The organism is Micromonospora sp. NPDC000442 (assembly GCF_042898635.1).
Taxonomy (GTDB): Bacteria; Actinomycetota; Actinomycetes; order Mycobacteriales; family Micromonosporaceae; genus Micromonospora.
This window is the reverse complement of record NZ_JBIAYZ010000015.1, coordinates 60,711-80,005: the sequence shown is the minus strand read 5'-3', so window position 1 is coordinate 80,005 and position 19,295 is coordinate 60,711. Positions and strand designations below refer to the sequence as shown.

The following is a 19,295-nucleotide window of genomic DNA, read 5'->3' as shown; positions in this document are numbered from 1 at the left end:
GCTGGGTATCAGTCGCCGGCATGAGTGCGAGTGTGCTTGTGGATCCGGACCGGCCGGCCCCCGTCGTGGCGGTGGGCACCGTCGCGGTCGTGGCCCACCGGAAGAAGAACCTCGGTGGCGGCCTGGACGAGCTGCGCGCCGCCCTCGTCGGCGCGGGCGTCGAGCACCTGCTCTGGTACGAGGTGCCCAAGAGTCGCAAGGCGCCGAAGAAGGTCCGCAAGGCGCTCGACAAGGGTGCCGAGCTGGTCCTCGTCTGGGGCGGCGACGGCATGGTCCAACGCTGCGCCGACACCCTCGCCGGATCCCGGGTCCCGATGGCGATCCTGCCGGCCGGCACCGCCAACCTTTTCGCCACCAACCTGGGCATTCCCGAGGACCTGCGGGAGGCGGTGCGGATCGGCCTGCACGGCCGGCGTCGCCGCCTCGACCTGGGCAAGCTCAACGGCGAGCATTTCGCGGTGATGGCCGGTGCCGGGTTCGACGGTGATCTCATCCGCGAGGCGGACCGGGAGATGAAGGGCCGCCTCGGCCGGCTCGCCTACGTGTGGACCGGGCTGCGCCACGTGCGTGGCGAGCTGACCCGGACCAGGATCACCGTCGACGGTGCCCTCTGGTTCGACGGTGAGGCCAGTTGCGTGCTGTTCGGCAACGTCGGCACCATCACCGGCGGAATTCCCGCCTTCGACGATGCCCGCCCCGACAGCGGCGCGCTGGAGATCGGGGTCTCCACCGCCAGCGGGGCCGTCGACTGGGCGCGCACCCTCGGCAAGATGGCCACCGGCCGTTCCGAGGACTCGAAGTTCGTGCGGATCACCCGGGGACGCAAGGTCAAGGTCCGATTCGCCGAGCCGAAGACGTACGAGTTGGACGGCGGCGCCCGCAGCACGGCACGGAAGCTGAAGGTACGGGCCGTGCCCGCCGCCCTGACCGTCTGCTGCCCCGACCGGGACGCCGAGGAGGCGCCGGCATCGCGGTGAGGGGCGTGACGCTGGAGGCGGCGGCTATCGATACCACTACGGATGACCGGTCGCCAGCGGACCGGTGGGGCCGCTGGTGTCGGCTGCGAACGCGGCGTCCGATCTCCGCCGGACAGTTGACCCTCGGTCGACCAGGCTTTGCGTCATGAACAACGCACTTGACGGCAAGGTGGCTCTGGTCACCGGCGGTAGTCGTGGGATTGGCGCAGCGGTGGCGTTGCGCCTGGCCGAGGAGGGCGCCGATGTGGCGCTGACGTTTCAGCGGAATCAGCAACGCGCCGACGACGTGGTCGATCAGATCAAGACCGCGGGACGGCGGGCTGTCGCCGTGCGGGCGGACAGCGCCGACCCGGCGGCCGTGGTCGGCGCGGTCGACCGGGTCGCCGACGAATGGGGTCGGTTGGACATCCTGGTCAACAACGCCGGCGCGTTCCTGCTCGGCCCGCTGGAGCACCTGAGCATGGACGAGTTCGAACAGACCGTCGCGGTCAACGTCCGGGCGCCGTTCGTCGCCTCCCAGGCTGCGGTGCGCCACATGTCGGCCGGTGGGCGGATTATCAACATCGGTAGCAACGTGGCCGAGCGGGCAGTCTTTCCGGGCTTCTCGTTGTACGCGATGAGCAAGACCGCCCTGATCGGACTGACCAAGGCACTCGGACGCGAACTCGGTGGCCGGGCGATCACCGTCAATCTGGTGAACCCAGGGGCCACGGACACCGAATTGAACCCGGCCGACGGCCCCAACGCCGAGACGATCAACGGGTTCACCGCCCTCGGCCACTATGCGGACCCCGCTGACGTGGCTGCCACGGTGGCGTTCCTCGCCAGCACGGACGGGCGCTACATCACCGGGGCGACGATCAACGTCGACGGCGGCTTCACCATCTGATCCCCGGCTCACCACCGTCGTCCGCTTGACCTCAAGCTAGGTTGAGGTCCGAGGATCGCGCCATGGGTGGAACCGAGAAGTCGGCAGCAAGGGTCGCGATCATCGGCACCGGAGCGATCGGTAGCGCGGTGGCATATCGCCTACTGCGAAGCGGACACGATGTCACGGTGTGGAACCGTACCGAAGGTCGGGCAACCGACCTGGTGGCCGCCGGGGCACTACCAGCGCGGTCCATTCGGGAGGCGGTGGCAGCAAGCTCCCTCGTGTTCCTGACCCTCAAGGACTTCGCAGCGGTTGAGCAGTGCCTTGCCCAGATCGACATGGACCTGTCCGGGCGTACGGTTGTCGGGATGTACACGGGGACCGCCAGTGAGGCGCGGGTAGCGGCCCGGCGGGTCACCAGCGCAGGCGCACATTACCTCGACGCGGGGATCCAAGCCTCGCCCGAGATGATCGGCACGGATACCGCGACCATCCTGTACAGCGGATCTTCGTACGCCTTCGAGCAGCACCGGACGATCCTCGGTCTGCTGAGCACGCCACGCTTTGTCGGTGAAGCGCCGGAAGGAGCTGCGGTGTGGGACCTCGCCCTGTTCGGCGTCTGGTACGACGCCCAACTCGGCCTGCTACGAGCCCTGGAAACGGCACGCGCGGCTGGTGTCGACGTGGTCGAGTTCTCCCGTACGGCGAGTACTCAACTCGGCCACGTCGTGGCGGCGGTTCCCGCCACCGTCTCGGAGATGCAGCGGGCCACCTACCCGCCAGGTCCGGCAGACCTCACTGAACATTTGACGGTCGTCCGTCATCTCATCGCGCTGCGGGCCGACCGACGTCTCGGCGATGGCGGATTGGCAGAGGTGGCGGCGCGGGTCGAAGCGCTCATCGCGGACGGCCACGGCGGCGAGGGGTTGAACGCAACGGTCGGGTAGCCATCGACCGGAGCGCTGGTCGGCGAAGCCCGCTACGTGGCTGGGTCGGGGTGCAGCACCATGGCGAACGTCGTCCGGCGCCGTCGCTGACCCTCGGACCGGGTCCGCAGGGGTCGTACGAGATCGGTGATCGCGGCGGCGAGCTGGCGCGATTCGGCAGGAGTGGTCCAGAGCGGAATCTGCTGGTACACCACGCCGTCGCGGGTGGGGGCGGCGTCGGTCGCCCGCAGGTACTGCTCGAACCCGGCGACCAGCGCGCCGACGAACGCGGCGAAGTAGCGCTGGTGGTCGCTTGGTGTGGCGGCGTCGAAGTCGTGGGGGCCGAGGGTGACCGCGGACTCCACCACCGTGTACGTGCGCTGCGTGCCGCCACGTACCCGCTCCTCGCGGGTCACCCGTAGCACCCCCGCGTCGACCAGGCGTCCGACGTGTCGGTAGAGCGACGCCTGAGGGATGTCGCTGAGTTCGGCGCTGAGCTGGCGCGCGGTCAGCTCGCGGTGCATCAGCGCGTGCACGATGCGCAACCGGCCCGGATGCAGCACGGTCTCCACGATTCCGGCGCTGGATCTCGCCGGCTCGGCATTGATTCCCACAATCGAGAATGTTAACTTGAACCCTCTGATTCTCAGAAGTGAGAATGAAGGTGGATCCGGTGCGGGAGCACACTGTCGAGATCAGAGCTGTGGGAGCGGTGCTGGCCGGCACGCTCACCCGGCCCAACGTGGACGGCCGGCACCCCTGCGCGTTGCTCATCAACGGCTCCGGGCCACTCGACCGCGACTCCGCCATGTCCGGGATGGCGCTGGGGCTGGGCCGGGCACTCGCGGTGGCACTGGCCCACGACGGCTGCGTCGTTCTGCGCTACGACAAGCGGGGCGTGGGTACCTCGCAGGGTGACTACTTGAGCACTGGCTTCCACGACGAGTGCCGCGACGCCGCAGCCGCCCTCGCCGCGCTGCGCGCCTGCCCCGCGGTGGACCCGGAGCGGGTCTTCGTGGTCGGGCACTCGACCGGAGCGGTGGTGGCGGCCAACCTCGTACGGGCGGTTCCACCGCCCGCCGGATATGTGCTGCTCGCGGGTGCTGCACAGCCCGGCGACCAGGTGATGGCCTGGCAGAGTGACCGGATCGCGGCCACGCTGCCACGGCTACTGCGGCCGTTGGGCCCGGTGCTGGTGCGCCGTCAGGCCCGCGAGCGCGACCGGATCCGCCGGTCCACCGCCGTCCGACACGACCGGATGCCCCGCTCGCGCCTCACCGACCGTTGGCTACGTGAGTATCTCGCCCACGACCCGGGCCCGGACCTGGCCGCCATCGACAGGCCGGTGCTGGCGATCACCGGCGACAAGGACGTCCAGGTCGACCCGGCCGACGTCGCACGCATCGGCCAACTCGTGACCGGCCCGTTCGACGGTGAAGTGCCGACCGACCTCACCCACCTGCTACGCCGCGACCCCGGACCGCCAGGACTGTGGCGGTACCGAGGTCAGCTCACCAGGCCGATGGACGACTGGGTCACCAAACGCATCGTGGCGTGGGCCCGGACCCGTCTCGGATATCCGCCCACGCCTGGCTTATCCGGCTGGTGACTCCCAACCCCACCGGAGCCCAGGTCAGAGGCCCCAGCAACAGGCTGTGCAGGAGTACGAATGCGGGCTTCACGCGTCCATCATCCACGGACCGCGCCGGGCCACCGTCGCCCAAGCCTCCGCAAGGGCTACGACCTCGGCTGGTCCAACTTTCCTCCTGCGTCAGGGCGGCCGTCGGGGACGAGCCGGGTTGACGTGCTGGTCATGCTGGAACCGTATGCCGACGAACCATCCGAGGAGAACCGATGCGCAAGCCGGTCACGACTGCCGCCGTCCTTGTCGGGCTCGGCGTCGGCGTGGTAACCGGTCCTGCCCTTGGTGCGACCGCGTTCTGGTCCGGCGTCGCGATCGTGGTGCTCGGTGTCGTGTTCTTCCTGGTCGGTAGGAAGAAATCCGATCTCGTCGGGGACGACCCGGTGGACCGCGACGAGGACGCCGGAGTGGCAGGCGATGCGACGAGCACAGGTGCAACGGTCATTGCCCCACGACGGCGGAACCGTCCGCGACCCGGTCTCGGTGGCCTGGGCACCCGGGTGGAACAGGTCCTCAAACTCGCCGAGGAACAGGCCAACGACCACCGCGCCGAGGCGCGGCGCGAGAGCGAGGCGATTGTCACCGCAGCCCGACGGGAGGCCGAGGCGATCCTCAACCAGGCCCACGAACAAGCGGCCAGAGTCAGCGGTGACCGCCGGGACCCGCCCGAGCCTCGTACAATCTGATCCTCGGATTCGAAACGACGGGGGTCGATGATGCGGGCAGGGAAGACCAGCTTGTCGGTGGCTGCTGCTTCGCTGGCCGTGCTGTTGCTCGGCTGCGCGGCCCCGGGCACCGGGGGCGACGACGCGCAGGCGATACCGACGAGCACGTCGGCGTCGCCCACCGCGCTGGCGAAGCCGGTCGCTCCGCAGGGGGATGCACCCCCCAACCATGCCGACAACAACGGCTGGAAGCGACGGCACGAGCTCTCCGCCGCGGACCAGCGCACCGGGCAGAAGCTCGCCGCGCGGATCCGGCCCAAGCTTGAGGCACTACGCGCGGCCGGGGACTTCGCGCCGGCGTCCACTCAGCGAGTGCTGCTCGACCTGGGCATCACGGCAGACGCGATCGAGGTCACCGCCATGCGAACGCCGATCGGGCAGGAGACCACACCCCCGCCGGGTGCGGTGTACGCGGTGCGCTTCGCGGACGTGGGCTGTGTGATCGGGGACGTGCGGCCCGAACGAGTCATGGTCGAGGTCCGCGGCTCGGCTGCCGAATTCGGGTGTCTGGAGCCCTTCTCGCACTGAGGCCGTCCGGCGTCTCGGCGCACGGCGTGAGCCCGGGACGACCGGCTGACACGGGGGAGGGGTGCGACGGTGTCCGGTCGCGCCGACGTCGCCAGGTCAGCGCGCAGGCGGTGAGGCAGACGGCGGCAGCGAGAACGAGCGGTGGCCGGGCGCCGAGCTGTACGGCGGCGGAGCCGAGCGGAGTCGTCGCCGCGATCGGCCCGAACATGATCGTGTTGGCGGTGGCGGCGATCCGGCCGAGCAGTGCGTCGGGGCTGTGTGTCTGGACGGCGGTGACGGCCGCGACGAGCGCCCACGGCAACCCCAGACCGGTCACCACCGACGCGGCGACCACCGCTGGCCACCACGGCAGGCATCTGCCCAGGCAGCTGATGGCGAAGAGTTCGGCCCCGGCCAGGGCCACCGCCGTCGGGCCGAATCGGGCGATCATCCGGCCGACCACCAGTCCACCGGCGACCGAGCCGGCACCCTGGGCGCTGAGTAGTACACCCAGGAACGTCGCCGGTAGGCCGAGCGTGTCGGTGACGACGGCGTAGCCGGCGGCGGTGGTGAAACCGGACATGCCGATGGCGACCGCGGCGAGCATCACCGGCCGCCGGATCGACACCGCGCCGAACAGGACGGTGAGCCCGACTCTGACCCCCCGGTCCGGGGGCGCGACCGGCGGCGGCGTGCGGGTCAGGCGCAGCGCCGCGTAGCCGGCCGCGGCGAGGGCCGGTAGGACGGCGGCGAGCAGCGCGACCAGCTGGCCGCCCTGCCAGGCGTACAGGCCGGCGCCGGCCAGCGGGGCGACCAGCTTGACGCCTTCCTGGGCGCTGGAGCGCCACCCGTTCACCTGCCCGAGATGGACACCCGACAGGGCGGCCGGCAGCAGGGCGCTCTCGCCCGCGTCGACCAGGACGTACGCGATGCCGTAGACCGTGGCCACGCAGAACAGCAGCCACACCTGGCCGGGGCCACGGACCGCCAGCAGGCTGGGCAGGACGGCGGCGACGGTCAGGTTGGTCGCGATGACAAGCGGGCGGCGGGGCAACCTGTCGACGACGGCGCCGAGCCACGGGCCGGCCAGGGTGGGGGCGTATCCGCAGAGGCCGGCGAGCGCGGCCAGGCCGGGGGAGTTGGTGAGGTCGAGGATCCAGATCCCGGCGACCAGGGCCATGGCGCTGCCGCCGAGACCGGACAGCAGGGACACCGCCACGAACAGGATCGCGTTCCGACGCACGAGCCACCTCGGGTGTTGAGCAGTAAAGGTGGCTCACAGCCTCGGGTGTTGAGTCGCATCGAGGCAATATGCGGACGCCAATGTCAACGTCTGGTTGACAGGGCGATGGTGAGGTTGCGGGCGACGTCGCGTACCGGGACTGGCAGGCCGGGATCGGCTACCGGTAGGTCGGCGCGGATCCGCGCGGCCAGGTCGAACAGGGCGCCCGGCTCGGCCTCCAGGGCGAGGGCGATGGTACGGCGGGTCAGCGCGGCCCGGGGGAAGCGAGCGTCCCAGCGGCGGTCGGCGTCGGTCCAGCGCCGCAGCTCGGCGAGCAGGGCGCGTAACGCCCCGACCTCGGCTGGCCAGCGTCTGTCGGAGGTGGTCCGGCGAGCCGCACGGGCGGCGGCCAGCCGCTGGCGGCGCTGTTCGGCGGCCTGCCGACTGCCCAGTCCGAGGGCTTCGGCGACCTGGTTCCAGGTCGCGCCATCCTGCCGGGCCCGGTCGATGAGATCGAGTTCGGTGTCGTCAAGCCGCTCCCGGGTGACCGGGATGCCGGCGAGTTGATCGAGCGGGTCAGGCACTCGTCAACGTTACATTGACAGCCCTCGACGGGCTGGCACGCTCAGGCGGCGGACTGGTGGTGGGAGCCGTCCGTCGACCAGGTCGGCCGGGTCGTCGGGGCCGTCCAGTTGTCCTCCTGGACGGAGGCAGGGGCCGTGGTCTCGTCGTCCGCACCGCCCTGGGCGAGGTTCAGTGCCCGCTGGGCCTGCTGCCACGGCTCGCACGGCCAGTTCTGGCCGGAGCACAGCAGGTGGGTGCAGCCACCGTCCTCGCCCGGTGCGTGCGCGTCGGCGACGTCCAGGGCGAGCCGCCACAGCAGTGGGTCGGTGACCCCGGCCGGACGGTCGGTGGTGTGGTGGTGCCGGTCGGTGGCGTTCTCGGACACGCGTGATCCCCCTCGTAGTCGAGCCTCACGCTCTTGATCTCCAGTCTGCACGCAGGTCAAACACGAGTTCCGGGACGGTCGGGCGAGGTGGGCGCGGTCACCGGGGGCGGGGCCGCCGACGATTGACAGATCCCTATCTGCGGGCGAAGGATGTCGGCATCTCGATCACTCCAACGACCCGGATGCGCGACGCTGCGTAATCGGCGATGCGGGCAGCGTCGACCGCCGAGCGCGTCGCCGTGGCCGTCCCGCAGGCTGGGCGGCCCGGCGGATCCGCGCTGAACCCGCTGCCTCCGTGCCGCGCGCCGAGAAGAGGGGCGACCGCCTCATGTCCAAGGTCCGTACGGGCTTGCGCTGGCGACCCCAGCTGCCCGCCGCCACCGTCCTGGCCGCCTCCGCGGCCGTGTTGTTGCTGGTCAATCCCGCTGCGGCGATCGTGCCGCAGGCCGCCGCGCCGGTGACCGCGCCCGCCGACCTCGGCCGGCTCGCCGACGAGCGGGCCAGCGTGGTCGAGGTGATCCTGGCCGACAGCGCCGAACTGGACGCCCTGGTGGCCACCGGCGTCGACCTCGACCATCACATCACCCACACCGGTGACGGCATCGTCGTGCACGCCGTGGTGACCGGCAACGAGGTCGCCACGCTGACCCGGGCCGGCTTCACCTTCGGCCAGGTGCTGCACACCCCGGACGACGCGGCGCAGCGGGTGGCCGAGCGGGAGGCCACCATCGCCGCCCACCTGGCCGAGAACCGGGAGTACGCGGCCGCAGCCGACTTCTCGGCCCGGTCCACGGTCTCCGACGTCACGATCATCCGGGCGGACTACTACACCTCCGGCGACACGCAGGTGCTCTCGGTCGAGGCGAAATGGGCGCAGGGCCAGACCGACGCCAGCCCGTTGACCGTCGAGCGGGACAGCGGGCCGGGCACCGAGATCGGCTCCGGCGGCACCCAGACGATCTCCCGGTTCGTCGACGCCGGTGTCTACCTCTACCACCGGGGGGCGGCGCAGGTGACCAGCCGTCCGGCGTACGTGCGGATCACCAGCCCGAGTGGTGACGTGGCGGTGGCCAAGGTCAACGAGTGGCTGCCCATCCCGCCCGAGGATCCCGAGGGGCCGGGCTACATGAAGGACTTCGTGGCCAGCTACCTGACCCCCACCGAGTTGTACGACCGGATCAAGGCCCTGTCCGCGCAGTACCCGAAAATCTCGGAGATCGTCGAGCTGCCGTACCGGACCAACGGCTACCGGCGTAAGGCGCAGGCCGTGCTCGGCACCGCGAACGCCAGCCGGGTCGCGGTCGACTCGCTGGCCTGGGGCCACCAGGGCGGCAACGACATCTCCGTCGAACTCGCCGACCCCGGCGTCGCCGACGCACCCCTGACGGTGACCGTCACCGGCACCCAGGTCCACGTCGACCTCGCCACCGACGGCAGCGGCACCGTCACCAGCACCGCCGAGCAGGTCGTCGCCGCGCTCAACGCGCAGGCGGGGACGCTGCTGACCGCGTACACCTATCGGGGCAGCCCGGGCACCGGCGTGGTCGCGCCGGTCGCGCGGACCGCGCTCTCCGACGGCCTCGCCGCACCGGCCTCGGTCTCCCGCGACCCGCATCCGGTGTACGCCATCCGGATCGGCAAGCACCGCGACGGCTCCCGGCTCGGGGTGCTCGCCTACGCCCAGGAACACGCCCGGGAGTGGGTACCGCCGCTGGTCACCATCGAGACCGCCGAGCGGCTGCTGCGCAACTACGCGCACGACCGGAAGACCCGCGAGCTGGTCGACAACCTCGACATCTGGATCGCTCCGTCGGTCAACCCGGACGGCGGGCACTACTCGTTCTACGACTTCAACTCCCAGCGCAAGAACATGACCAACCACTGCCCGCAGGACGGGTCGGCGGACTTCCTCGGCCGTAATTCGTGGGGCGTGGACAACAACCGCAACTACACCGAGTACAGCCTGTTCGACGGCTATGCGGGCGCGTCGACAAGTTGCACCAGCGGCACCTACGCCGGGCCGAGCGAGCTGTCCGAGCCCGAGAACCGCAACGTCGACTGGCTGGCGTCTCGGCCGAACATCACGTTCTCGATGAACCTGCACTCGTCCGGCAACTACTTCATGTGGTCGCCCGGCTCGTACGCCGTCCCCGGCCGGGTCTCCGCACCCCGACCGACGTTGGCCGAGGAGTCGCTGTTCTGGGGCGCGTCGTCGCGGATCCTGACCGCCATCAAGCGGCACCGCAACCTGGCGGTCACCCCGGCCCGGACCGGCCCGATCGCCGACGTGCTGTACTCGGCGGCCGGCAACTCCGGAGACATGCTCTGGTACAAGTACGGCATCTACGCCTGGAACTTCGAGGTCGGCACGTCGTTCCAACCGGCCTGGGCCGAGGCGCACGCCGAGACGATGGAGTTCTCCAACGGCCTGACCGAGATGCTGCGGGTGGCGCGGGACTTCGACACCGACCGGAAGAGGCCGAGAAGCTCGCTGTCGGTGAGCGCGAGCGCCACCCCGGGCATGGTGGACGTGACCTTCTCCACAAGCGAACCGGCGGCGGTGTTCTACACCCTCGACCGGAGCCGACCCACCTACGACTCCACGCTCTACGGCTCGGCCGGCATCCGGGAGGGCGGTGAGACGCTCACCATTCCCGCCGGCACGACCGTGCACTGGTTCTCGGTGGACGCGGCCGGCAACGTGGAGAAGAACTACAAGCCCGACGGCCGGGGCAACAACCACAACAAGCAGAAGGTCAAGGCACCGAAGCGCTGACCCGGTCCGGAGGGCCGCGACCGCCGCCGAGCGGTCGCGGCCCCCCGGGCTCGCGCACCCGGCCCGGCCACCACCTTCTCCCGGTGTTTCCGGCGAGGACGGCTTGACCTTGACAGAGTGACAAGGTCTTCACTGTGCCGAGGGAGGTGGTTGGCATGAGCAAGCCACAGGAGGCCACGGACGCGGTACGGATTCTGCGTGGGCTGGAGAGCGGTAACCCGTCGGTGCGGCTGCGGGCGGCGCTGGCCGTCGGCACGAGCCCCGACCCGGGGGCGATCGACACCCTCGTCGCGCGGTGCGCCGTCGAGCCCGAGTTCTCGGTGCGCGAGATGCTCACCTGGGCACTCACCCGCCACCCGGCCGCACTGACCGTCCCCAGACTCGTCGACGAACTGCGCTCCGCGTCGGCCCAGGCACGAAGCCAGGCGCTGCACACCCTGTCCAAGATCGGGGACCGGCGGGCGTGGCCGGCGATCAGCCGGGCGTTGCTCACCGACGCCGACGACGAGGTGGCCCGCAGCGCCTGGCGGGCGGCGGTAGTCCTCGTACCCGACGGTGACGAGGCCGCCCTCGCCGACGTGCTGGCCACCCAGTTCGGGCGCGGTGGGCGGGAGACGCAGTTGAGCCTCAGCCGGGCGCTGATCGCGCTCGGTGAGGTGATCACGCCGATCCTGCAGGCCGCGGTGCGGAATCCCGACACCGGGGTGCGTCAGCACGCGAGCGCCACGGAGCGTCTGCTGCGCGACCCGGACGCCGGCTTCGAGTTCGCGATCGAGGAGGCGACGCGCGTGGTGGCCCTCGGCGGCAACGATCGGCGGCGGTGACCGGCGGTGTTGATCGGTGAGGTGGCCCGACGCTCCGGGGTCAGCGCCCGCATGCTCCGGCACTACGAGTCGCTCGGCCTGGTGGAGCCGACGGGACGCAGCGGCGTCGGGTACCGGGAGTACTCCAGCGACGACATCCGGCGGATCTTCCACATCGAGAGCCTGCGATCGTTGGGGCTGTCGCTGCGGGAGGTCCGGCGGGCGCTCGACGATCCCGGCTTCGCCCCCGCACAGCTCGTGGCGGACCTGATCCAGCAGACCCGGGAGCGGATCGCGGCGCAGACGGAGCTGCTCACCCGTCTGCGCCGGATCGGTGCCGCGCAACCCGCCGACTGGGCGGAGGTGCTCCAGACCGTCGCCCTGCTCCACGCCCTCGGTTCGGAGCACGCCGGGAGACGCCAACGCGCCGCCCTGTCCTCGGCCGGCGAGGCAGCGGTACCGGTGGAGGCCCTGGTCGAGGCGGTACTGAGCGAGTCGGACCCGAATGTCGCCGGCGCCCTTCGCTGGGCGCTGGCGCAATCGGCCGACGGCGCACCCGCGCTGCTGGCACCGGGCCTCGACGCACCCGACGCCGAGGTACGCAAACGCGCCGTGCAGTCCCTCGCCGAGATCCCGGACGGTGCCGCGACCGCGCTGCTGCGGGACGCCCTCACCCACCCCGACCTCGTCGTCCGCAGGTACGCGGCGCTCGCGCTCGGGGCACGTGGCGTGGCCGAGGCGATCCCGACCCTGATCGAGATGGTCGTCGAGGAGACGAACGAGGCCGACGCGGCCGACGCACTGACCGCGCTGGCCGGCGAGCCCGCCCTGGCGGAGCAGATCGCCGGCCGACTCGTCGCGCGCCTCGGCGCCGACGGCGTCGCCTCACCCGTACGCAGTCGGCTGACCCAGGCGCTCGCCGACATCCCCGGTGCCACGGCCGCGCGTGCCCTCGCCGAGCTGTCCCAGGACGCGGACCGCACGGTCGCGCTCACCGCCACGTACGTGCTCACGCTGCGCGACGGGCGATAGCGGCGGGAGCGTCGCCCGGCGCGATCCGTTCGTGCGGTCAGCTCGACAGGTCAGGTGCCGGCGTCGACCCGGGCGGCGGGAACGGGGGCGGGCTCGACGGTCGCGTCCTGGAGCGCGCTGGGCACGGCGTCGAGCAGCGCCCAGTCCCGGCTGATGTCGGCGGCGGTGCAGAGCAGGCGCGGCAGGTGCTCATCGGTGAGGGTGCGCACCGACGTCTCGGCCGCGTGGACGGTGACGTTGATGGCGGCCACCACCCGCCCCCGGCCGTCGCGGACGCCGGTGGCGACCGACCGGATGCCCGGGGCGAGATCCTCGTCGGCGAGGGCCCAGCCCCGGGCCCGCACCTCGCGCAGCGACGCGTCGAGGGCGGCCCGGTCGGGCTGCCAGCGGGGCGTGATGCCGGACCGGCCGGGCACGGCGAGCACCCGGTCGAGAGTCTCCTCGTCCAGGGCGGCGAGCAGCACCTTGCCCATCGAGGTGGCGGGGGCGGGGAAGCGGGTGCCGATGCTCACCCCCAGCGTGATGATCTTCGGTACGGCGACCCGGGTGACATAGACGATGTCACTGCCGTCGAGCTGGGCCATCGACGTCGACTCGTTGGTCTGGGCGACGAGCCGCTGCATGTGCGGCCGGGCGACCTCCCACACGCCCAGGGCGTTGATGTACGTCATGCCGAGTTCGAGCACCCGGGGGGTGAGGGCGAAGCCCCGTTCGGCGGAGCGTACGTAGCCGAGGTCCTCGAGGGTGAGCAGGATCCGGCGGACGGTCGGCCGGGCCAGCCCGGTCGCACCGGCGATCTCGCTGAGCGTCATCACCGGTCGACCGGGCTGGAAGCAGCGCAGGACGTCGAGGCCACGAGCGAGGGCTTCGATGAAGTCGGGTCGGGCGTCGCGTGCCATCACTGCCTGCCTTCCGAGGGTCACGTGCCGCTCAATGCTTCCACTGCGCCGACCCGGCGTCCCACTCGGTGTAGGTGTACGGGTTCTCCTGGATCTTCGTCTCCGGGATGTCGGGGTTCATGCCCTTGGCCCAGGCCTCGGCTCCCATCTCGCCGACCAGGTGGTCGATGGTCTGCTCGACGTGCCGGCGGGCCTTGGCCAGGTCCACCCCGAGCAGCTGGTGGTCGTGCTTGACCAGTCGACCGTTGACCACCACGCTGTGCACGTCGCCGCGCTGCGCCTGGAACGCGACATGGCCGTACGGGTTGAGGATCGGGAACATCACCGGCGAGCGGTCGTTCTTGATCAGTACGAGGTCGGCCTTCTTGCCCGTCGCCACGCTGCCCACCACGTCGTCCAGGCCGAGCGCGCGGCTGCCGCCCCGGGTGGCCCAGTCGACGACCTGCTCGGCGCGCAGCCGGCAGTGGGTGACGGTGTCGGCCCGGGCGTGGGCCTCCAGGTGCTCACGCGAGCGGTCGGCGCCGAGCGTGGTCCGCATCGCGGAGAACAGGTCGCCGCTCCACCAGACGCTGGTGTCCATCGACAGCGACACCGGGATGTCGTGGTGGCACAGCGCCCAGGTGGGCGGGTAGCCCTGCCCCGCGCTCTGCTCACTCTCCGTCGACACCGACACCGAGCCGCCGGTGGCGGCGATGCGATGGTACGAGTCGTTGGTGAGCGTGGCGGCGTGCACGTACACCGTGGACGGGGTCATGAAGCCGTTCTCGTGCATCAGCCGGATACCGTCGTCGTTCGTCGCGCCCCACACCCCGGCGTGCGTGGTGACCGGCAGGTCCAGTTCCCGGGCCACCTCGAACGCGGCCCGCTCGGGGAAGGCCGGGTCGCCGGTGACGTCGAAGGCCAGTTGCAGGCCGAGCATGTCGTCCCGGCTGTGGAAACGACGCTCGACGAAGTCGCGGAACTGCGGGCTCGTCGACCACTCCCACGGCCCCTGCTGGATGTTGCCGTACGCGAGCACGAATCGGCCGGGCACCTCCCGCAGGGCGTCGACGGCGGCGTCGGCGTGGTCGGTGCTCTGCAGCCCGTGTGACCAGTCGACGGTGGTGGTGACACCGGCGTCGATGGCCTCGATGGCGGCGAGCAGGTTGCCGGCGTAGATGTCCTCGGGGCGGAACAGCTTGCCGGACTCCAGGTAGTACCAGACGAAGTACTGGGTCAGTGTCCAGTCGGCACCGTAGCCGCGCATCGCGGTCTGCCACATGTGCCGGTGGGTGTCGATCATTCCGGGCATGAGGATGCCACCGGACGCGTCGATCTCGGTGGCGCCGTCGGGGGCGGCCAGCCCGACGCCGACGTCGGCGATCCGCTCGCCGACGACCAGGACGTCGGTGCCGGGCAGGACGCGGTGTGTGTCGTCCATGGTCAGGACGAGGGCATTGCGGAACAGCAGGGGACGGTCGGGACTCGGGCCTGATACGGGTGCGCTCATGGCGGTCAACTCCCAGCGGTGGTCAATCCGGCCCACGTCTGCGGACATCTGTCCGTACTGCGGGCGGACCTACGTTGGGCGCAAGTGTGGGTGCCTTTTCCCGGAGGTGTCAACGGTTGACATGGCGCACATCCGCTCGAATACTCGGCAGTCACGGACAGATGTCCGCCTAGCGGTCAGGAGTGGGATGTCGATGGCAGTCGAGCACGGACGCGAACCGGAACCGACGGCGGGCGGTGGTCCACTACGGGGCCTGCTGGTCGCCGACTTCTCCCGGATCCTGGCCGGGCCGTACGCCACCATGCTGCTGGCCGACATGGGCGCCGAGGTGGTCAAGGTGGAGAGCCCCGGCGGCGACGACACCCGCACCTGGATGCCGCCGGTACGCGACGGCGTCTCCACCTACTACCTGGGGATCAACCGCAACAAGCGCTCCATCGCCTTGGACCTGCGCGACCCCGACGATCTGGCGGTGGCCCAAGCCCTCGCCGGCCGCGCCGACGTGCTGATCGAGAACTTCAAGCCGGGCGGGCTGCGCCGCTTCGGCCTCGACTACGACACGGTCGCCGCCGCCAACCCGCGCATCGTCTACGCCTCCATCAGCGGTTTCGGCACCGGCCCTGGTGCCGCCCTGCCCGGCTACGACCTGATGGTGCAGGCGATCTCCGGCCTGATGAGCCTCACCGGTGACCCGGACGGCTCGCCGTACCGGGCCGGCATCTCCGTGTTCGACGTGATGACCGGCATGCACGCCACCATCGGCATCCTCGCCGCCCTGCACCACCGGGGCGCGGACGGCGACGGCCAGCACGTCGAGGTCAACCTGCTCTCCTCGGCGCTGTCCGGCCTGGTCAACCACTCCAGCGCCTACGTCGCCGGAGACACCGTGCCCTACCGGATGGGCAACGCCCACCCGAGCCTGTTCCCGTACGAGCCACTGCCCACCGCCGACGGTGAACTGGTCGTCATCGCCGGCAACGACGGCCAGTTCGCCAAGCTCTGCGAGGTGCTCGGCGTACCGGAGCTGGTGGCCGACCCACGCTTCGGCCGCAACCAGGACCGCACCGCCAACCGCGAGGAACTGCGCCCACTGCTGCTGGAGCGGCTGCGTACCCGCAGCAAGGACGAGTGGTTCCGCGACCTGATCGCGGCGGGCGTGCCGTGCGCGCCGATCAACACCATCGACGGCGGCGTGGCGCTCGCCGACGAACTCGACCTCCACCCCGTCGTCGAGGTCGGCGCGGGCGACCGGGCGGTACCCAGCGTCCGGCACCCGATCACCTTCTCCGCCACCCCGGCCCGCTACGACCTGCCACCGCCCGGTCTCGACGAGCACGGCACCGAGATCCGTACGTGGCTCACCGAGAGGCAGGACCAGCCGTGACCAGCTTCCCGACGTCGATCGGCACCTCCGACACCAGCACCATCCGGCTGCTCGGCCAGGATCTCGCCGCCGACCTGATGGGCCGCGTCGGCTTCGGTGAACTCGCCTTCTGGCTGGTCGCGCAGCGTCGCCCCACCCCGTCGGAGGTACGCGTCTTCGAGGCGGTGCTGGTCGCGCTCGCCGACCACGGGTTCACCCCGACGGCCATCGCCGCCCGACTGACCTACCTCAGCGCCCCCGAGTCACTTCAGGGAGCCCTCGCCGCCGGACTGCTCGGCGGCGGCTCCCGCTTCCTCGGCGTCACCGAGGACTGCGGCCGGTTCCTCGCCGACACACTCGCCGCCGTCGACGGCCCCCTGCCCACCGACGACGCCGGCTTCGACGACCTGGCCCGCGACGCCGTCACCGCCGCCCGGTCCGCCCGGCGGCTGGTCCCGGGACTCGGTCACCCCGTGCACAAGACCGAGGACCCGCGTACGCCGGTCCTGATCCGCATCGCCGAGGAGGAGAAGCTGCGCGGGCCGCACCTGCGGCTGTTCGAGGCGATCGGTCGGGTCCACCCGGAGGTGCTGGGCCGTACCCTGCCGCTCAACGGTGCCGGGGTGTGTGGCGCGGCCATGGCCGACCTGGGCCTGCCGGTCGACCTGCTGCGCGGCTTCGCGCTGCTGGCCCGCGCCGCCGGCCTGCTCGGGCACCTCGCCGAGGAACGCCGCACCCCGATCGGCATGGACGTCTACCTGACCGTCGACCGCAACGCCACCTACACCACGCCCGACCCGTCCTGAGAGGAGCCGTCCATGGCCACACTGGCCGCGGTCATCGCCTCCACCCACCACCCCTTCTACTACCGGGCCAGCACCGCCCAGGGTGAGGACCGGCCACCCTTCGCCGACGAATGGGTACGCAAGATCACCGCATTCCGGGAGACGCTCACCCGGGCCCGGCCGGACGTGCTGGTGATGGTCGGCTCCGACCACTTCCACCAGCTGTGGCTGGACAACATGCCGCAGTTCCTCATCGGCAAGGCGCCGTTCTACGACGCCAACTGGTACAACGAGGAACGCGAGTTCGGCCTGCCCCGGATGGTGCTGCGTGGCCAGGAGGACCTGTCGGCGTACCTGCTCCGCGAGGGCCTCGACGCCGGCTTCGACCTGGCGTACAGCAACGAGCTGCGCATCGACCACAGCATCACCTGCCCGATCATCACCCTGCGGCCCGAGGCCGACCTGCCGATCGTGCCGGTCTACACCAACATCTTCGCCCCGCCGTTGCCGCAGCCGAAACGCTTCGTGCAACTGGGCCGGACCATCCGCGAACTTGTCGAGTCCTGGCCCGGCGACCAGCGGGTCGCTGTCGTCGGCACCGGACACCTGTCGCTGGAACTGGGCGGGCCACGGCAGTTCGGCCCGCACGGCCCCGACCCGGAGTTCGACCGCCGGGCGGTGGAGTGGATCGCCAGCGGCGACCTGGAGGGCTGCCTGTCCGAGGTGACCCTGGACAGCCTGCACGCCCCCGGCAACGCCACCCACGGTTTCATGGACTTCATGCTGATGATGGGCGTCGCCGGTGAGGGCGCGAAGGCCGACTACGTCGACACGCTCGATTTGTTCCACACCATGGAGGCGTACTTCACCTGGTATCCGGACGGGGTGCCGGCGGGCGGCGACCAGGGGACGGTGACGTCGTGAGCAGGTACCTGCTGAACAAGTTCCTCTACACCGTCGACCGCGACCCCGACCTGGTCGAGCGCTACCGGGACGACCCGCGCGGCACGGTCACCTGGTGGGAGGCCGAACGCGCCAACCAGATCCTCAACTGTCACGTCCCCGAGGCGAGCACCTGGCTACGCTTCGACGAGATCGAACGGGAGGCGCTGACCACCCACGACTACGTCAAGCTGTTCGAGTTGGGTGCCCACCCGTTTCTCACCCTGACCCTGTTCATCGCCATGTTCGAACGCGACCACCCCGAACCGTTGGGGTTCCAGAAGGAGTACGCCCGCCGGCTGGCGCACTTCTCGCTGCCGTACCCGAACATCGCCACCTGATGGACGCCGCCGTCATCACCGCCTGCGGCCGCCCGCCCGCCGTCGCACGTCGCGAACCACCGCGACCCGGCGACGGGCAGGTGCGGGTCCGGGTGGCCGCCGCCCCGATCACCCCGCTGGACGTCCTCTGCGCCACCGGCACCTCGTACTTCGGCCCGCCCGCCACCCCGTACGTGCCCGGTGTCCAGGGCGTCGGTCACCTCGACGACGGCACGCCCGTGTGGTTCGCCACGGCGGCCGGCATGCGTCCCGGCGACGGCAGCATGGCCGAACACTGCGTCGTGCCGTACGCCGACGTGGTCGTCCTGCCCGACGGCGTCGACACCATCCTGGCGGCCCTCGGGCTCTCCGCGGTGGCCGCCCTGATGGCACTGACCTGGCGTGGCGAGTTGAGCCCGGGGGAGCAGGTGGTGATCCTCGGCGCCGGCGGCGTCGTCGGTCAGGCCGCCGTGCAACTGGCCCGGCTGCACGGCGCCCGGCGGGTCGTCGCCGCCGCCCGGTCGGCCGCCGCCCGGGAACGGGCCCGGCTGCTGGGCGCCGACGCCGTGGTGCCCCTCGCCGACACCGACGACGTGGACACCCTCGCCGGCCGGCTGGTCGACGCCTGCGACGGGCCGGCCGACGTCGTGCTCGACCCGCTGTTCGGCGTACCGGCCGCCGCGGCGCTGCGCACCCTCGCCCCGCACGGCCGGCTGGTCAACCTCGGCAGCTCGGCCGGCGACCAGGCACCCTTCGACTCCGCGACGCTACGCAGCCGCTCCCTGCGCATCCTCGGCTACACCAACAACGAACTGGACCCGGTGCAACGGGCGCAGGCGATCCGGGAGATCGCCGACCACGTCGCCGCCGGCCGACTCGCCGCGACCCACGAGACCGTGCCACTGGCCGAGGTCGCCGACGCGTGGACCCGGCAGGCCGACGGTCGGGCAGCCGGCCGGATCGTGCTGACCATGCCGAGGCGCTGAGCCGCCACCAGCCCGGTCGGCTCACTACCGCCCGGTCGGCTCAGCGCCGCCCGGTCGCCCGGCTGCCGCCGCGGCTGGGTA

Annotated in this window: 19 protein-coding genes and 1 pseudogene; 14 read left to right on the top strand and 6 right to left on the bottom strand. The window is 71.2% G+C overall.

From position 1 onward, the window contains the following. Window positions 1-20: 20 nt before the first annotated feature. The 3 genes from ACFY2A_RS22555 to ACFY2A_RS22545 all read left to right on the top strand — a co-directional run bounded on the left by ACFY2A_RS22555 (window position 21) and on the right by ACFY2A_RS22545 (window position 2,795). Window positions 21-977, top strand: coding sequence for a diacylglycerol/lipid kinase family protein (locus tag ACFY2A_RS22555; protein WP_387174337.1), 957 nt, complete (start codon window positions 21-23; stop codon window positions 975-977). Window positions 978-1,122: 145 nt separating this feature from the next. Beyond that, window positions 1,123-1,866: an SDR family NAD(P)-dependent oxidoreductase gene (locus tag ACFY2A_RS22550; protein ID WP_387174335.1), complete on the top strand. Its 744-nt coding sequence runs from the start codon at window positions 1,123-1,125 to the stop codon at window positions 1,864-1,866. Between the two features lie 62 nt (window positions 1,867-1,928). Beyond that, window positions 1,929-2,795: an NAD(P)-dependent oxidoreductase gene (locus ACFY2A_RS22545; RefSeq protein ID WP_387174333.1), complete on the top strand. Its 867-nt coding sequence runs from the start codon at window positions 1,929-1,931 to the stop codon at window positions 2,793-2,795. Between the two features lie 32 nt (window positions 2,796-2,827). Here the strand turns inward: ACFY2A_RS22545 and ACFY2A_RS22540 are convergent, their stop codons facing one another. Next, window positions 2,828-3,388 (bottom strand): helix-turn-helix domain-containing protein, encoded by a 561-nt coding sequence (locus ACFY2A_RS22540; protein ID WP_387174331.1) that lies wholly within the window; start codon window positions 3,386-3,388, stop codon window positions 2,828-2,830. A 59-nt stretch (window positions 3,389-3,447) separates the two neighbouring features. Here ACFY2A_RS22540 and ACFY2A_RS22535 point away from each other — a divergent pair, with 59 nt between their 5' ends. From ACFY2A_RS22535 to ACFY2A_RS22525, 3 genes and pseudogenes are all read left to right on the top strand, one after another. Beyond that, complete coding sequence (locus ACFY2A_RS22535) at window positions 3,448-4,383, top strand: alpha/beta hydrolase family protein (RefSeq protein WP_387174329.1); 936 nt, start codon at window positions 3,448-3,450, stop codon at window positions 4,381-4,383. 503 nt (window positions 4,384-4,886) lie between these two features. Then, a pseudogene (locus ACFY2A_RS22530) lies at window positions 4,887-5,054 on the top strand (cell division protein DivIVA); the annotation flags it as partial. Window positions 5,055-5,159: 105 nt separating this feature from the next. After that, window positions 5,160-5,669: a DUF6993 domain-containing protein gene (locus ACFY2A_RS22525; protein WP_387174327.1), complete on the top strand. Its 510-nt coding sequence runs from the start codon at window positions 5,160-5,162 to the stop codon at window positions 5,667-5,669. Here the strand turns inward: ACFY2A_RS22525 and ACFY2A_RS22520 are convergent. From ACFY2A_RS22520 to ACFY2A_RS22510, 3 genes are all read right to left on the bottom strand, one after another. After that, window positions 5,608-6,891: an MFS transporter gene (locus tag ACFY2A_RS22520; RefSeq protein ID WP_387174325.1), complete on the bottom strand. Its 1,284-nt coding sequence runs from the start codon at window positions 6,889-6,891 to the stop codon at window positions 5,608-5,610. The genes ACFY2A_RS22525 and ACFY2A_RS22520 overlap by 62 nt on opposite strands. Before the next feature lie 83 nt (window positions 6,892-6,974). Beyond that, the gene (locus ACFY2A_RS22515) at window positions 6,975-7,454 is read right to left on the bottom strand and encodes a hypothetical protein (protein WP_387174323.1); all 480 of its coding nucleotides are present in this window, start codon (window positions 7,452-7,454) and stop codon (window positions 6,975-6,977) included. A gap of 41 nt (window positions 7,455-7,495) precedes the next feature. Continuing rightward, complete coding sequence (locus tag ACFY2A_RS22510) at window positions 7,496-7,819, bottom strand: hypothetical protein (protein WP_387174321.1); 324 nt, start codon at window positions 7,817-7,819, stop codon at window positions 7,496-7,498. Between the two features lie 328 nt (window positions 7,820-8,147). Here ACFY2A_RS22510 and ACFY2A_RS22505 point away from each other — a divergent pair, with 328 nt between their 5' ends. The 3 genes from ACFY2A_RS22505 (at window position 8,148) to ACFY2A_RS22495 (ending at window position 12,430) form a co-directional block, all read left to right on the top strand. Further along, the gene (locus ACFY2A_RS22505) at window positions 8,148-10,595 is read left to right on the top strand and encodes a M14 family metallopeptidase (protein WP_387174319.1); all 2,448 of its coding nucleotides are present in this window, start codon (window positions 8,148-8,150) and stop codon (window positions 10,593-10,595) included. Between the two features lie 155 nt (window positions 10,596-10,750). Next, window positions 10,751-11,419 (top strand): HEAT repeat domain-containing protein, encoded by a 669-nt coding sequence (locus ACFY2A_RS22500; RefSeq protein WP_387174317.1) that lies wholly within the window; start codon window positions 10,751-10,753, stop codon window positions 11,417-11,419. Between the two features lie 6 nt (window positions 11,420-11,425). Next, on the top strand, window positions 11,426-12,430 hold the full coding sequence (locus tag ACFY2A_RS22495; protein ID WP_387174315.1) for a MerR family transcriptional regulator: 1,005 nt from the start codon (window positions 11,426-11,428) through the stop codon (window positions 12,428-12,430). Window positions 12,431-12,480: 50 nt separating this feature from the next. Here the strand turns inward: ACFY2A_RS22495 and ACFY2A_RS22490 are convergent, their stop codons facing one another. Together ACFY2A_RS22490 and ACFY2A_RS22485 are read right to left on the bottom strand one after the other, a co-directional pair. After that, window positions 12,481-13,329: an IclR family transcriptional regulator C-terminal domain-containing protein gene (locus ACFY2A_RS22490; protein WP_387174314.1), complete on the bottom strand. Its 849-nt coding sequence runs from the start codon at window positions 13,327-13,329 to the stop codon at window positions 12,481-12,483. A 31-nt stretch (window positions 13,330-13,360) separates the two neighbouring features. Further along, the gene (locus ACFY2A_RS22485; RefSeq protein ID WP_387174312.1) at window positions 13,361-14,818 is read right to left on the bottom strand and encodes an amidohydrolase family protein; all 1,458 of its coding nucleotides are present in this window, start codon (window positions 14,816-14,818) and stop codon (window positions 13,361-13,363) included. A gap of 193 nt (window positions 14,819-15,011) precedes the next feature. On the opposite strand from ACFY2A_RS22485, the gene ACFY2A_RS22480 reads away from it, so the two are divergent. From ACFY2A_RS22480 to ACFY2A_RS22460, 5 genes are read left to right on the top strand one after another with little or no spacing between them, the layout of a single operon-like run. Next, window positions 15,012-16,202: a CaiB/BaiF CoA transferase family protein gene (locus ACFY2A_RS22480; RefSeq protein ID WP_387174310.1), complete on the top strand. Its 1,191-nt coding sequence runs from the start codon at window positions 15,012-15,014 to the stop codon at window positions 16,200-16,202. Next, the gene (locus ACFY2A_RS22475; RefSeq protein ID WP_387174308.1) at window positions 16,199-16,987 is read left to right on the top strand and encodes a citryl-CoA lyase; all 789 of its coding nucleotides are present in this window, start codon (window positions 16,199-16,201) and stop codon (window positions 16,985-16,987) included. The genes ACFY2A_RS22480 and ACFY2A_RS22475 overlap by 4 nt, the downstream gene beginning before the upstream one ends. A gap of 12 nt (window positions 16,988-16,999) precedes the next feature. Further along, window positions 17,000-17,890: an extradiol ring-cleavage dioxygenase gene (locus ACFY2A_RS22470; protein WP_093405773.1), complete on the top strand. Its 891-nt coding sequence runs from the start codon at window positions 17,000-17,002 to the stop codon at window positions 17,888-17,890. Next, window positions 17,887-18,249, top strand: coding sequence for a hypothetical protein (locus tag ACFY2A_RS22465; RefSeq protein WP_387174306.1), 363 nt, complete (start codon window positions 17,887-17,889; stop codon window positions 18,247-18,249). The genes ACFY2A_RS22470 and ACFY2A_RS22465 overlap by 4 nt, the downstream gene beginning before the upstream one ends. Next, window positions 18,249-19,214 carry a zinc-binding alcohol dehydrogenase family protein gene (locus ACFY2A_RS22460; protein WP_387174304.1) on the top strand — a complete coding sequence of 322 codons (966 nt, stop codon included), beginning with the start codon at window positions 18,249-18,251 and terminating at the stop codon, window positions 19,212-19,214. Before ACFY2A_RS22465 ends, ACFY2A_RS22460 begins: the two co-directional genes overlap by 1 nt. Window positions 19,215-19,295 lie beyond the last annotated feature (81 nt).

Bases quoted from the DNA above. Each gene is read 5' to 3' on its own strand.
- ACFY2A_RS22555 (WP_387174337.1), top strand. From the start codon at position 21: ATGAGTGCGAGTGTGCTTGTGGATCCGGACCGGCCGGCCCCCGTCGTG.
- ACFY2A_RS22550 (WP_387174335.1), top strand. From the start codon at position 1,123: ATGAACAACGCACTTGACGGCAAGGTGGCTCTGGTCACCGGCGGTAGT.
- ACFY2A_RS22545 (WP_387174333.1), top strand. From the start codon at position 1,929: ATGGGTGGAACCGAGAAGTCGGCAGCAAGGGTCGCGATCATCGGCACC.
- ACFY2A_RS22505 (WP_387174319.1), top strand. From the start codon at position 8,148: ATGTCCAAGGTCCGTACGGGCTTGCGCTGGCGACCCCAGCTGCCCGCC.
- ACFY2A_RS22500 (WP_387174317.1), top strand. From the start codon at position 10,751: ATGAGCAAGCCACAGGAGGCCACGGACGCGGTACGGATTCTGCGTGGG.
- ACFY2A_RS22490 (WP_387174314.1), bottom strand. From the start codon at position 13,329: ATGGCACGCGACGCCCGACCCGACTTCATCGAAGCCCTCGCTCGTGGC.
- ACFY2A_RS22485 (WP_387174312.1), bottom strand. From the start codon at position 14,818: ATGAGCGCACCCGTATCAGGCCCGAGTCCCGACCGTCCCCTGCTGTTC.
- ACFY2A_RS22480 (WP_387174310.1), top strand. From the start codon at position 15,012: ATGGCAGTCGAGCACGGACGCGAACCGGAACCGACGGCGGGCGGTGGT.
- ACFY2A_RS22470 (WP_093405773.1), top strand. From the start codon at position 17,000: ATGGCCACACTGGCCGCGGTCATCGCCTCCACCCACCACCCCTTCTAC.
- ACFY2A_RS22460 (WP_387174304.1), top strand. From the start codon at position 18,249: ATGGACGCCGCCGTCATCACCGCCTGCGGCCGCCCGCCCGCCGTCGCA.